The following is an 11754-nucleotide window of genomic DNA, read 5'->3' as shown; positions in this document are numbered from 1 at the left end:
AAAAAGCCCGGTGGGTTGTGTGCCCAACCCTACGCGGGGAGGATGCTGATGGGAAGGGTTCGGACTGCGTCGGCCAACGCGGGCGAGGAGCCGGGACTGATCGTGGCACGCCTCAGCCGGGTCCGGCTGGCCCGGGTGCGCGCGCAGGTGCCGGTGCTCGAAAACCGCCGCTACGCCGTCGTACCTCTCCCTGACGCAAAGCGCTGAGCGAACCGGGCGCTGAGCGAGGCGGACGCGCGGCTGCCGGTGAAAGTTACCGGCTGCCCGCCCAGACCGATGCCGCCCCGGAGTGGCCTGTTGCGATGCTTTGATACACCAGGAAGAGTCCCGCCAGGACGCCCAGCACCGAGGTGGCGGGAAGCAGCCACCGCGCTTCCAGGAGGCCGCGGAGGCCATGGAAGGCGGGGCGGCGGGTCAGGATCCCTGGGAAGGCTGCCACGATTTGTGCAGCCACCACCACCAGGAAAAACGCGGCGACGAAGCGCAGGAAGCTTCCCTGTTCGGCGTGCTCCTGGATCAGTTTTGAGACCGGCCGTGCCTTCTCCAGCTGTTCCCCGGCTTCCGCCGTAAGGACGGAGAGCGGGACCAGGACCAGGGCCAGGATCCCCAGCGGCAAGGCCAGGTAGCGCCTGGAGCGCCGGAGCAGCGCGAAGACTACGGCCGCGAGCCCGGCCAGCGGCGCCAGGACCACCACGCCGTGGATCAGCAGGATGTGGGCGGGAAGGCCTGCGATCTCCATCAGGCGATCCCGGTGGTGCCCAGCAGGCTGCCCACGGCAAACGTGAAGGCCATGGCGAGCGCGCCGCCCACCACCAGACGGATAGTGGCCTTGCGCTTGGAGCTTCCGCCGATCTTGGCGCTGATGGTGCCGGTCAGGGCCAGTGCCAGGATCACGGCAACGAAGGTGACCGGGATGCGCGCCTGTTCAGGCGGGAAGATGATGGCCAGCATCGGCAGGATCGCGCCGACGGTGAAGGCGATTGCGGAGGCGAAGGCGGCGTGCCAGGGGCTCACCACTTCCTCTTCGTCAATGTTCAGCTCGGCGGCCAGGTGGGCCTTCAGCGGGTCCTTTGCCGTCAGCTCCTCGGCAACCGTGCGGGCCGTGGCCTCGCTGAGTCCCTTGGCCTGGTAGATCCCGGCAAGTTCTTCCAGCTCGCCTTCGGGATCGTCCCGCAGCTCCTGGCGTTCCTTTTCAATCAGCGCCCGCTGGCTGTCACTCTGGCTGCTCACGGAAACGTATTCGCCCAGGGCCATGGACACCGCACCGCCCACCACCGCGGCAGTGCCTGCCACCAGGATGGGCGCAAGGTCGTTGGTGACGCCCGCGACGCCCACCACTGTTGCGGCGACGGAGACGATGCCGTCATTGGCACCGAGGACACCGGCGCGCAGCCAGTTGAGGCGTGCTGCCACGCTGCTGTCGTGGGGTTCGCGGCTCAGCTTGAGAGTTTCAGACATGCTGGCAGTAAAGCACTGCACGGAAGCCCACGCCACGAAGGTTTGCATCCCCTAACCGCGTGGCGTGCCAGCAGGGCGCTGGTCAGCAGCAGCACCAGCTGCCAGCCGGGGATGAGGTACCCGTTTTCCTGCACTAAACCGCGGCCCGGGACCGCGGTGCTTTCAGCGGCGCCGGCTCAGGCCGGTTCAGGAGCGTCCTGGTCCGGTACCTCGATCTGGAACCCGCAGGCGCATCGCAGCACCCTGGTGGCCAGGTACACGCCAAGGGCTTCCGGCAGTTGGCCAGAGGTGCCGTGGATGGTGCGCATTTCGGCGCCGCTGGCAGCCATGACCTGGCCGCAATGGATGTAGTGGCCGCCGCGGACCAGGACGTCGGGGGCGCGCCGGCGCCCGGAATGGACGCCCATCAGGCGACGGCGGGGTAGCTGCTGAGGATGTAATCGGCCGCCGCGGGGCCGGTCATCCGCAACCGGGAGTTCCGGACATCCACGCCGCAGCGCAGCATTCCGGCGCGGAAAGCCTGGTCCGGCTTCGGCGTCAGGCCGTGCAGCGCTGCCCAGCTAACGTACAGGCCATAGAGGCAGTCGGGACCCAAGGGGCGGTCACTGGAGGGTTCGGAGGTGGTTGCTTCGTGGAGGAATTGCTGGAACTGCGAGGACGCCATTGCGTTTCTTTTCCGCTTCTGCATAAATGCCACCGGTGGACTACAGCAGCTGCTCTTACCGGGTTTTGCAGAAGATCCCGGGAGGATGGGCCATGATCCCCGTCACAGTTCCTAATCTACGCGCGGGTAGGGCAGAAGTACAGCTGGAGCAATTGCGGCAACGCAACTGCACCCCTTCCCACGGATTGATAAGGCTGCTTATCATATTGTTTCCTTCGACGGCAGACAAGGAGGACAACGCGATGAATGGTTCACCCCTGCACAGGGAACTGCCGCTTCCCGACCATGGGGCGGGGACCCGGCAGCCGTCCTCCGTCCCCGGACCGCCGGTGAACCCACCGTCCCAGGGCGATCCCACCAACCCGGCACAACCCCGCAAATGACCGGCGGAACGGGCAGGGACATGCAGGACACCCAGGGCACCGGCGGCAGTCACGACGGCGCCCCGGACCTTCGTGCCTTTGTCCGTTCCAGGGAGGCGGAGCTGGAGCGGCGGCTGGCTGAGTGGGTGCGGATCCCGGGCATCCTGGGCGCCCCCGAACACAGCCAGGACCTGCTCCGGTCGGCCAACTGGCTGGCCGGCGAATTCCGCGAAGTGGGCTTCCCCGTGGTGGAGGTACTGCCCACGGGAGAATCCCACGCGGTGTACGCGGAGTGGTGCCAGGCTCCGGGAGCACCCACCGTGCTGGTCTACAGCCACCACGATGTCCGGGCTGTCCGGCCGGAGAACTGGGCGCTCACGGCACCGTTCGAACCCGTACTCCGCGAGGGCCGGCTGTACGGCAGGGGCAGTTCGGACGCCAAGGGCCAGATCCTGGCGCATCTCGAAGCTGTCCGCGCCCATCTGGCCGCCAGCGAGACCGGCGCCGGCGGGACCGATACCAGTCCAGACACGGTCGCCGGCCCGGACCCTGCCCCCAAGGTCAACCTGAAGTTCCTGGTGGAGGGGGAGGAGGAAGGCGGCTCGCCGAACCTGGCCAAACTGCTGGAGGACCACGTGGACCGGTTCGCCGCGGACCTGGTCCTGTTCTCCGACACTCTCCTCTGGGACGCCGCGCATCCCGCCGTCTGCGTGAGCCTGCGCGGCATGTTGAGCGCACACCTGGAGGTGTACGGGCCGGAGCGCGACGTGCACAGTGGCGCCGTGTCCGGGAATGCACCCAACCCCGCTTTCGAGCTCGGCCGGCTGCTGGGACTCATGCACGACCAGGACGGCAGGGTTGCCGTCCCCGGATTCTATGACGACGTGGCGCCCCTTCCCGCCGACCTCCGCAACGCCCTCAAGGACCTGCCCTTCAGCGAGGAGGACTGGCTGGCCCGCTCCGAAACCGGTGCCATCACCGGTGAGAAGGGGTATACGGTGCTGGAGCGGCTGTGGCTGCGGCCCGCCGTCGAGGTCACCTCCATCATTGCCGGGGACCCGCTGGGCGTATCCCGTGCCGCCGTCCCGGCCGTTGCCTCCGCGGACCTCAGTTTCCGCACGGTTCCCGGCCAGCGGGCGGAGAAAATCGCCGGGCAGCTGCAGGAGTGGGTGGCCGCCACCATCGGCGACGCTTACAGCTTCAGCCTGATCCCGGACCTGGAAACAGCCCAGGAACCCTACCGCACGCCGGACCACCCCGCCGTCGCCGCGCTTGAAAAGGCCATGGCGGCGGGCTTCCGAGCCGACCGGACCGGCCGCATGGGCAACGCCGGCGGCGGCCCCGCCGAACTGCTCAGCCGGACCCTGGCCGCACCGGTGCTGTTCTTTGGCACCGGCCTGGTGGAGGATCACTGGCACGACAGCGACGAGAGCGCCGGCCTTGACGTCCTGATGAACGGGGCAGTCACGCTGGCCTGCTTCTGGGAGGAACTTGCAGCGAAGCAAGGGATAGGGGACGACGACGATGGACACTTACGGCAATGACGGCAGCGGCGGTGCGGGCGCGGGCAGGCGGACGTTCGGGATCGAAGAAGAGCTGCTGCTGGTAGACCCCGGCACCGGGGAAGCCGTACCGCTGGCGGGCGCCCTCCTGGACTTGTACGTGCGTCCGCTGGAGGTTGCGTCCGGGCCCGTCCTGACAGCCGAATTCCAGCAGGAAATGATCGAGGTGGTCACGCCGCCGCATGCCACGTTGGCAAGCCTCGAGCGGGACATCATCACCGGCCGCGGCATCGCCCGCCAGGCCGCCGAGGACGTCGGTGTCAGGGTGGCTGCGCTGGGCACCTCGCCGCTGCCCGCCGACCCGCATCCGGTGCAGCTCCGGAGATTCCGGGCCATGGCCGAGGAGTACGGGCTGACGGCCAGGGAACAGCTCACCTGCGGATGCCACATCCACGTCTCGGTGGAGTCACCCGAGGAAGCCGTGGCCGTGCTGGACCGGATGCGCAACTGGCTGCCGGTACTCATCGCGCTCAGCGCCAACTCCCCGTTCTGGCATGGGGTAGACACCGGTTACGCCAGCTACCGCTCGCAGGTGTGGAACCGCTGGCCGTCCGCTGGGCCGCTGGAAATCCTGGGCAGCCCGGACGCTTACCACCAGCTGGTGCATGACATGGTGAGCACCGGCGTGGCCCTGGACGAGGGCATGATCTACTTCGACGCCCGCCTCTCGCGGCACTATCCCACGGTGGAGATCCGCCTGGCCGATGTGTGCCTCCGGCCGGGGAACACCGTCCTCCTCGCCGGCCTGGCCAGGGCGCTGGTGGAAACCGCCGCACGGGAATGGCGGGAGGGGATCGAGCCCGTGGCCGTCCCGTCGGCGCTGCTCCGGCTGGCGGCCTGGAAAGCCAGCCGGTGGGGCCTCCGGGGTGAGCTGCTGGATCCGCACACGCACCGCCCGGCGCCCGCACTCGGCGTCGTGAATTCCCTGCTGCACCACATTCATGGGGCGCTGAAGGACATGGGGGACCTGCACCGGGTGGAGGACCTGGTGGACCGGCTGCTTGCCGAGGGCACCGGCGCGGTCCGCCAGAAGGAGGTGTTGCACCGCACCGGGGACCTGGAACGCGTGGTGGAGGACGCTGCCAACTGCACCGTTTCCACGTCCTAGCCAAGGCCGGAGAAGCAGTCAGTACGTCGTCGCGTTGGGCAGGATCAGCGGCGGCAGCGGTGCCTGGTTGAAGTCGAAGGCCTTGGCAAGGTCGCCCAGTTGCGGGTTGTTCTCCCGGACATCGGGCCTGGCATCCGGCCGACCGTCGGTGGCGGGGTCGATGCGCTCGCCGCCCAGGAAGTCGTCCTCGATGAACTTGAAGTAGGCGTCGTGGCTGAGCACCTGGTGGTCGATGAACCCCTTCTTCGCATAGGGGCTGATCACCAGGCCGGGGACGCGCAGCCCGTAGCCGTTGTTGTCCACCACGGGCGGCTGGACGTGGTCGTAGAACCCGCCCCAGTCGTCCCAGCTGAGGAAGATGGCGGTGCTGTCCCAGTCCGGGCCGCTCATCACCGCATTGATCAGCCCGGCCACGTAGGCCTGCCCGGTGCTGATCTTGGCCGGGGCGTGCTCGCTGACCTTGTCCGTCGGCGCCACCCACGTGACGGCGGGCAGCGTGCCCTTCCTGGCGGCGTCGTAGAAACCGCTCAGCGGCTTGATGTTGCCCTGCTCGCCGTCCTCTTTCACAGTGTCGAAGTACAGCAGCGGGTTCCACAGGCCGGGGGTTTTTGCGTCCTGCTTCACGGGGTCGCAGGTGGCGGCGTCGTTGCGGCAGTCGGGTTCGGTGCCGTTGAACACGTAGTAGGCCCAGGGCACCTGGTGCTTGTGCAGCAGGAATGTCAGGTCCGTCCAGGCGTAGTCCGGCAGTTCCAGCTTCTTGGCGGCCTCGGTGAGCTTCTTCTTCAGGCCATCGGACACGGGGGCCGCATCCACCGCAGCCTGGCAGACGGCGTAGGAATCGGTGGGCTTGCAGCTGGTGCCGATGATCTGGTCAATTTGGGCGGCGAGGCCCGGGTCGATGCCGGCGGCTTCCAGCGCCTCCCGGCACGGGTCCAGGTCCATCCCGGCCTGGCACTTGCCGATCAGGGTGTCCTTGATGATCTGCGGCTCGGGTTCGGGGTCCGGGTCCTGCAGCGCATCTACGCATGACGACGGGTCCCCGGCCTTGCTGCACTTGGCTGACCATTCGGAGACCAGGTACAGGTGCGCCGGCAGGCTCCAGGAGGCGGCGGAGGCGAACAGATGGTCCTGGAGCGTGAAATTCTGCGCATAGGCCCAGTAGTTGGGCAGGTCCCGCCCGTCGTGGTAGCCCATGACGTCGGTGGGCATGGTGTTGCTGTACTGGCATTTGGTGCTGGTGGCGCCGCAGCCGGACAGGCCCTTCTCCGCCTGGGCCACGAACCCGTCCATGGCTCCGCCGTTGATGTCAGCGGTGGCGTCGGCGTGGCTGTGCGGGCCGCCGGCGTTGCTGTCCGCCGAGTTGTAGAAGGGCCTGGCGCAGCTGCCGTCCGCGGGGTCCGGGACGCACACCGTGGGTTTGCCGTCCTTCATGGGGATCCCGTCGGCTCCGGGATAGGTGCCGAAGTAGCTATCGAAGGACCTGTTTTCCTGGGTGATGATCACCACGTGCTTGATTTTCGAGATCCCTGCGGGGGCGCCGGTGGCTGGAGTGCCAACAGGTGCCTGGTCCGCCGGCGGTGCCGCGGGCGCGTTTGCGGCCGGCTCCTGCGCCGGCGCCATGCCTCGGAACGCGGTGGGAAGGACGACGGCGAGGATCACCAAAGCCAGCACTGCGGCACCTGCCAGCAGGGCCCGGCGTCGTCCGTTCTGCAAAAGCCGCACGTCAGGATTCCTTCCGGTAGACGTCGTCGCCGAAGGTCCTGACGCCGGGGTCGCCGGCAAGGCCGAGGCGGGGGAGGTGGAAGAAGTCCTCGATGCTGGCCAGCAGGCTGTAGTGGTTGTAGGCCCGGTCCGATGAGGCCCCAGCCTTGCCGAACGGGGACAGGACCAGCGCACCCACCTTGCCGCCCGCCGTGCCGCCGGCCGGAACAGCGCTGGCCGGTTCGGACGGTCCGGTCGAGTCGCCCTCCGCCTCATCGAAGGTGATCACCATCATGCCGTCCTGCTTGTACGCCGGGGACGACAGGATGGCCGGCACCTGCTCCTTGAGCCAGGCGTCCGCCGTCCCCAGGCCGCCCTCGGAGCCGTCGGCGCAGGTGCCGTCGTGCCCGTCATGGCACAGGTTGGGCGTGATGTAGGCAAGGTTCGGGGTGGTGTCGATGGATTTCAGGTCGTCCTTGAGGGCGGAGAAGTTGACCACGTTCCGGGCGCAGTCCGGGGAGGAGGTGATGGAACGGAAGTACATGAAGGGGTTGTGGTGCGTGGAGTATTGCTCTTCCGGGGTGGCCTTGATGTGGTTGTCGCCCTCGCCCAGGACCGGATGCTCGCACGGCTGCTGCATGTCCTCCATGTAGCCCTTCCAGGTTTTGCCCTGCGCGGCCAGCTGCCCGGCCACGGTCTGGGTGTCCTCCGGGTAGACGCAGCCGTCGCCCTGCAGCGTGCCGTCCGGGTCGGTGCCCGTGGCGTTGAACTCGGTGTAGGTATGGCAGTCCAGCACCGTGCTGTCGTTGGGCCGCTGGCCGGAGATCTGGGCCAGGTAGTTGGGCAATGAGTTGTGCGCTATGCCGTAGTAGTTCTTCAGCAGCACGCCCTTCTTCCGCAGTGTCCCGGAGAGGTACGGCGCGGGGGAGTTGTCACCCCAGACGCTGTCATACCCCTTGTTTTCCAGGTTGATCACGAAGATGTGCTGGGGTGTGCCGGCGGGCTTTGCGGCGTTTGCAGCGGAGCTTGGGGGCAGCGTGGGAGTTGCCGATGCGCTTGGGGAAGGCGAGGCAGCGCCGGAGGGGGTGGCAGTGCCGGACGGCGTGGCGGTTTGCGGAGCCGGGGCCGGCGTAGGCGCCTGGCAGGCCACCAGCGCGGACAGGAGCAGGGCCAGCAGGGGCAGCAAGGTGGGGAAACGACGCCGCACGGCAGCGGAGGAACGGACTGATCTTCTGTTCACGGGCGGCCTCCGCAGTCTGTTATTCACTTGCGCCCCAGCGTTGCGGCCACTCTTGCACACCGGAACCGCGTTTTGCAGGGGCAATTGCTGTGAGTTGGCAGTGAATCGGAGGTGAAGACCCTGCCTGCCCTGCCCTAGGTCTTTCTGCCCTACACCCGGAACAGTGGCAGGCGTTGACTTAAATCGCGGGAAACAAAGGCCCGCGGGGTGGAAGCGCACAGGGCGCAGCCGCCCCACACAGAAAGGAAAAGTCAGTGAAGAAGTGGTATCGGTGGCAGGACTACGTAACGGTTGCCGCCGGACTCTTTACCGCGGTGGCGGTCCTGTTCACGCGGCAGCAAAGCATGTCCACCACCCTCATGCTCGTCTTTGGCGGGCTCCTGGTGGTCAGCGGCATCATCAACCTGGCCATGCCGGGAACTCCGGCCATGGAATACGTGCAGGCCATCCTCGCAGCAGGACTGGTCCTCTCGCCATGGCTCGGAACGTACACGGGAGCGACGGGGGCTGCCTGGACGTCATGGATCGCAGGGGCAGTGGCACTGGTGGTAACAGCGGTGGCCATTAAGCCCAGCACCGACGTCCGCCGGACCTACCGCGTCTCGCATTAGTAAAAGGAATCCGCCATGACTGAGGTGCTGCGGTACGAAGTGGGATCCGGGACGGTGCTCGTTGAAGCGGCCGACGACAGCTACGGCGTGGACCGGCCGGCACGGAACGAGCAGGGAATCCTGGATACGGGCAGGCGCCTGGAAGATGCACTCGCCAGCGTCCGCCCGGCCGCCCGCGCAGCACTGGAGGCCATGGCGGAACTTACCCCCGAACAGATCGAAATCGAATTCGGCGTGAAACTCGCGGGGGACGCAGGGGCGGTGATCGCCAAGAGCAGTTCCGACGCCCACTTTGTCCTCCGCATGTCCTGGGCCCCTGCCGCGGCAGCGGCGCCCGGGGAAGAAATCATGCATGGCGGGTGACAGCTATGGTTGCGTTTCATGACAGGCCCGACGCCGGGCGGCGGCTGGGCAAACGGCTTGCAGGCCTGCGCGGACGGGACGTGGTGGTGCTGGGCCTGCCCCGCGGCGGTGTCCCGGTGGCGTTCGAGGTAGCCAAGGCCCTCGAAGCTCCGCTGGACGTCATTGTGGTGCGGAAGCTGGGGGTTCCGTTCCAGCCCGAGGTGGCCATGGGGGCCATCGGGGAGGGCGGGGTCCGCGTCCTGGATCCACGCACCATTTCCATGGCACGGGTTTCCCAGGAGGACCTGCAGCAGGTGGAACGGCAGGAACGCGCACTGCTGGAAAGCAGGGTGGCGCGGTTCCGGCAGGGACGCCCGCGCATCAACCTCGCCGGCCGCACGGTGATCATCGTGGATGACGGCATCGCCACCGGGTCCACCGCCAGGGCAGCCTGCCAGGTGGCCCGGCACCTAGGCGCGGCGAAAGTGATCCTTGCCGTTCCGGTGGCACCCGCCCGCGCCATCGTGGAGCTGAAGGAACCGGACGACGTCGTCTGCCTGCTCTCTCCCCAGGACTTCCAGGCCGTGGGCTACTACTACCACGACTTCTCGCCCACGGAGGATGGCGAGGTGGTGCAGCTGCTGGACGCCGCCGCCCTCCCGGCCCGCCACCGTACCGAGGAAGGCGGGGACGGCAGCCTGGAACAGGATGTGGAAATCCCGGCAGGACGGGTGGTGCTGCGCGGCAGCCTGTACCTTCCGGCCAGGTGCGACGGGACCGTTCTCTTCGCGCACGGCAGCGGCAGCAGCCGGCACAGCCCTCGCAACCGCTTCGTCGCCTCCGTGCTGCACGGGGCCGGCCTGGGCACCCTGCTCCTTGACCTGCTGACTCCGGAGGAAGAGGTCAACCGGGCCAACGTGTTCGACATCGGCCTGCTGGCGCACCGCCTTTCCTCCGCAACCCATTGGCTGGAGGCCCGGCACGACGGCTCCGCCGGCCGGATCGGCTACTTCGGGGCCAGCACCGGCGCAGGTGCCGCGCTGTGGGCCGCCGCAGAGCCCGGGGCCCAGGTTGAAGCCGTGGTCTCCCGGGGTGGACGGCCGGACCTGGCCGGCCCGCGGCTGGCCGCCGTGAAGGCACCTACCCTCCTGATCGTCGGCGGCGCGGACACGCAGGTGCTGGCCCTCAACCGCCAGGCCATGGCCCAGATGCAGGCCCCCACCCGGCTGGAGATCGTCCCGGGCGCCACCCACTTGTTCGAAGAGCCCGGCGCCCTGGCCATGGCCGCCACCCTTGCCGCGGACTGGTTCCGGCAGTACCTCCTGCCCGCGCCGGTGGGGCGGTCCATGCCGGAGGCCAGGAATGAACGCTGACGGCCGATGGGCGGAGCGGGCGGCGGAACGGGCGGCTGAAACCGGCCAGATCCGCCGCCTTGCCCACCCCCTGGCCACAGCAGACGACCTTGAACCCCTGGTCCGCCTCGCTGCCCCCGCCAGGTTCGTGTGCCTGGGCGAGGCATCGCACGGCACCCGGGAGTACTACCACTGGCGGGCGCGGCTCAGCCGGCGGCTGATCGAGGAGTACGGTTTCACGTGGATCGGCGTGGAAGGGGACTGGCCGGACTGCTGGCGGATCAACCGCTGGGTCAGGGGAGAGGCCGGCCAGGACATGGATGCCCGCCGGCTGTTGTCCGGCTTTGAGCGCTGGCCCACGTGGATGTGGGCCAACCAGGAGGTGGCCGGGTTCCTCACCTGGCTGCGTGACTGGAACCTGGACCTTCCCGCACACCAGCGCACGGGCTTCTACGGCCTGGATGTCTACTCCCTGTGGGATTCGCTCCGGGAAATCTTCACCTGGCTGGAGGCCAACGCCGAGGAAGCCCTCCCGGCGGCACTGCAGGCCTGGCACTGCTTCATCCCGTACCGCGAGGACCCCCAGCGGTATGCCTTGAGCAGCCGGCTGGTGCCGCAGTCCTGCGAGGCGGACGTTGTAGCGCTGCTGGCTGAGGTCCGGCGGCGGACGCTGGGCCGGATGCAGGACGATCCCGCTGCCTTCGACGCCATCCAAAACGCCATCGTGGCCACCAACGCCGAGCGCTACTACCGGACCATGGTGCGCGGCGACCAGCAGTCCTGGAACATCCGGGATCACCACATGAGCGACACCATCGACCGGGTTGCGCGCCACCACGGACCGGCATCCAAGGGGCTGGTGTGGGCGCACAACACGCACGTGGGTGATGCCCGGGCCACGGACATGGCGCACGACGGCATGGTCAACATTGGGCAGCTGGTCCGCCAGCGGCACCCCGGGGAAGTGGTGCTGGCGGGCTTCGCGTCCTACGCCGGCTCCGTCACCGCCGCGGAGTCATGGGGCTCGCCGGAGTGGGTGATGGATGTTCCGGCCGCCGTGCACGGGAGCCATGAGGACCTCCTGAACGAGGCGCTGGGGGAACCGTCCGTCCTGGTGTTCGGGGCCGACAGGACGGGCCCCTGGCTCACGTCCTGGCGTGGACACCGCGCCATCGGGGTGGTGTACAACCCGCACCGGGAACGGGGCAATTACGTTCCCACGCGAATGGGGGAACGCTACGACGCCCTGTTCTGGCATCCCCGGACCGAGGCGCTCCGGCCGCTGCACCACGAGTACCAGCCCGGTGAACCCGAACTCGAAACCGAGCCCACGGGGTTCTAGCCATAAAGGAGC

General features: G+C 68.1%; 13 protein-coding genes. 7 read left to right on the top strand and 6 right to left on the bottom strand.

The features are described 5' to 3' along the window. Positions 1 to 48: 48 nt before the first annotated feature. Positions 49 to 207: a hypothetical protein gene (locus ACFO0G_RS04415; RefSeq protein WP_376976573.1), complete on the top strand. Its 159-nt coding sequence runs from the start codon at positions 49 to 51 to the stop codon at positions 205 to 207. Positions 208 to 253: 46 nt separating this feature from the next. On the opposite strand, the gene ACFO0G_RS04410 is transcribed toward ACFO0G_RS04415, so the two are convergent. The 4 genes from ACFO0G_RS04410 to ACFO0G_RS04395 all read right to left on the bottom strand — a co-directional run bounded on the left by ACFO0G_RS04410 (position 254) and on the right by ACFO0G_RS04395 (position 2122). Further along, positions 254 to 739 carry a hypothetical protein gene (locus ACFO0G_RS04410; protein ID WP_376976572.1) on the bottom strand — a complete coding sequence of 162 codons (486 nt, stop codon included), beginning with the start codon at positions 737 to 739 and terminating at the stop codon, positions 254 to 256. Next, entirely contained in the window at positions 739 to 1458 is a 720-nt protein-coding gene (locus tag ACFO0G_RS04405) for a VIT1/CCC1 transporter family protein (protein WP_286398787.1), read from the bottom strand. Before ACFO0G_RS04405 ends, ACFO0G_RS04410 begins: the two co-directional genes overlap by 1 nt. A gap of 176 nt (positions 1459 to 1634) precedes the next feature. Then, positions 1635 to 1865, bottom strand: a complete 231-nt coding sequence (locus tag ACFO0G_RS04400) for a hypothetical protein (protein ID WP_286398786.1) — start codon at positions 1863 to 1865, stop codon at positions 1635 to 1637. Next, the gene (locus tag ACFO0G_RS04395; RefSeq protein WP_376976571.1) at positions 1865 to 2122 is read right to left on the bottom strand and encodes a hypothetical protein; all 258 of its coding nucleotides are present in this window, start codon (positions 2120 to 2122) and stop codon (positions 1865 to 1867) included. Before ACFO0G_RS04395 ends, ACFO0G_RS04400 begins: the two co-directional genes overlap by 1 nt. A gap of 379 nt (positions 2123 to 2501) precedes the next feature. Here ACFO0G_RS04395 and ACFO0G_RS04390 point away from each other — a divergent pair, with 379 nt between their 5' ends. Together ACFO0G_RS04390 and ACFO0G_RS04385 are read left to right on the top strand one after the other, a co-directional pair. Then, the gene (locus ACFO0G_RS04390) at positions 2502 to 4028 is read left to right on the top strand and encodes a M20/M25/M40 family metallo-hydrolase (RefSeq protein WP_376976570.1); all 1527 of its coding nucleotides are present in this window, start codon (positions 2502 to 2504) and stop codon (positions 4026 to 4028) included. Next, positions 4009 to 5154, top strand: a complete 1146-nt coding sequence (locus ACFO0G_RS04385) for a carboxylate-amine ligase (RefSeq protein ID WP_376976569.1) — start codon at positions 4009 to 4011, stop codon at positions 5152 to 5154. The genes ACFO0G_RS04390 and ACFO0G_RS04385 overlap by 20 nt, the downstream gene beginning before the upstream one ends. A gap of 18 nt (positions 5155 to 5172) precedes the next feature. Here ACFO0G_RS04385 and ACFO0G_RS04380 read toward each other — a convergent pair whose 3' ends face one another. Together ACFO0G_RS04380 and ACFO0G_RS04375 are read right to left on the bottom strand one after the other, a co-directional pair. After that, positions 5173 to 6876: an alkaline phosphatase family protein gene (locus tag ACFO0G_RS04380; protein ID WP_376976568.1), complete on the bottom strand. Its 1704-nt coding sequence runs from the start codon at positions 6874 to 6876 to the stop codon at positions 5173 to 5175. A gap of 1 nt (position 6877) precedes the next feature. Then, a complete protein-coding gene (locus ACFO0G_RS04375; RefSeq protein WP_286398771.1) occupies positions 6878 to 8095 on the bottom strand; it encodes an alkaline phosphatase family protein in 1218 nt (405 codons plus the stop codon). Positions 8096 to 8349: 254 nt separating this feature from the next. On the opposite strand from ACFO0G_RS04375, the gene ACFO0G_RS04370 reads away from it, so the two are divergent. Genes ACFO0G_RS04370 through ACFO0G_RS04355 form a run of 4 tightly spaced genes read left to right on the top strand, consistent with a single transcriptional unit; the run spans position 8350 to position 11742 of the window. Next, positions 8350 to 8706 carry an SPW repeat domain-containing protein gene (locus ACFO0G_RS04370; RefSeq protein WP_142132795.1) on the top strand — a complete coding sequence of 119 codons (357 nt, stop codon included), beginning with the start codon at positions 8350 to 8352 and terminating at the stop codon, positions 8704 to 8706. 15 nt (positions 8707 to 8721) lie between these two features. Then, positions 8722 to 9069, top strand: coding sequence for a CU044_2847 family protein (locus tag ACFO0G_RS04365; RefSeq protein WP_286398764.1), 348 nt, complete (start codon positions 8722 to 8724; stop codon positions 9067 to 9069). A gap of 5 nt (positions 9070 to 9074) precedes the next feature. After that, positions 9075 to 10421: a phosphoribosyltransferase gene (locus tag ACFO0G_RS04360; RefSeq protein WP_286398762.1), complete on the top strand. Its 1347-nt coding sequence runs from the start codon at positions 9075 to 9077 to the stop codon at positions 10419 to 10421. Continuing rightward, a complete protein-coding gene (locus tag ACFO0G_RS04355; RefSeq protein ID WP_286398760.1) occupies positions 10411 to 11742 on the top strand; it encodes an erythromycin esterase family protein in 1332 nt (443 codons plus the stop codon). Before ACFO0G_RS04360 ends, ACFO0G_RS04355 begins: the two co-directional genes overlap by 11 nt. The last annotated feature ends 12 nt before the right edge of the window (positions 11743 to 11754 follow it).

The organism is Arthrobacter sedimenti, assembly GCF_042652025.1.
Classification (GTDB): domain Bacteria; phylum Actinomycetota; class Actinomycetes; order Actinomycetales; family Micrococcaceae; genus Arthrobacter; species Arthrobacter sedimenti.
The sequence above is the reverse complement of the archived record's forward strand: the minus strand, read 5'-3'. Positions and strand labels throughout refer to the sequence as shown.

Excerpts from the sequence above, each read along its gene's own strand:
- ACFO0G_RS04415 (WP_376976573.1), top strand. The coding sequence starts at position 49 with ATGGGAAGGGTTCGGACTGCGTCGGCCAACGCGGGCGAGGAGCCGGGA.
- ACFO0G_RS04410 (WP_376976572.1), bottom strand. The coding sequence starts at position 739 with ATGGAGATCGCAGGCCTTCCCGCCCACATCCTGCTGATCCACGGCGTG.
- ACFO0G_RS04405 (WP_286398787.1), bottom strand. The coding sequence starts at position 1,458 with ATGTCTGAAACTCTCAAGCTGAGCCGCGAACCCCACGACAGCAGCGTG.
- ACFO0G_RS04400 (WP_286398786.1), bottom strand. The coding sequence starts at position 1,865 with ATGGGCGTCCATTCCGGGCGCCGGCGCGCCCCCGACGTCCTGGTCCGC.
- ACFO0G_RS04395 (WP_376976571.1), bottom strand. The coding sequence starts at position 2,122 with ATGGCGTCCTCGCAGTTCCAGCAATTCCTCCACGAAGCAACCACCTCC.
- ACFO0G_RS04390 (WP_376976570.1), top strand. The coding sequence starts at position 2,502 with ATGACCGGCGGAACGGGCAGGGACATGCAGGACACCCAGGGCACCGGC.
- ACFO0G_RS04385 (WP_376976569.1), top strand. The coding sequence starts at position 4,009 with ATGGACACTTACGGCAATGACGGCAGCGGCGGTGCGGGCGCGGGCAGG.
- ACFO0G_RS04365 (WP_286398764.1), top strand. The coding sequence starts at position 8,722 with ATGACTGAGGTGCTGCGGTACGAAGTGGGATCCGGGACGGTGCTCGTT.
- ACFO0G_RS04360 (WP_286398762.1), top strand. The coding sequence starts at position 9,075 with ATGGTTGCGTTTCATGACAGGCCCGACGCCGGGCGGCGGCTGGGCAAA.
- ACFO0G_RS04355 (WP_286398760.1), top strand. The coding sequence starts at position 10,411 with ATGAACGCTGACGGCCGATGGGCGGAGCGGGCGGCGGAACGGGCGGCT.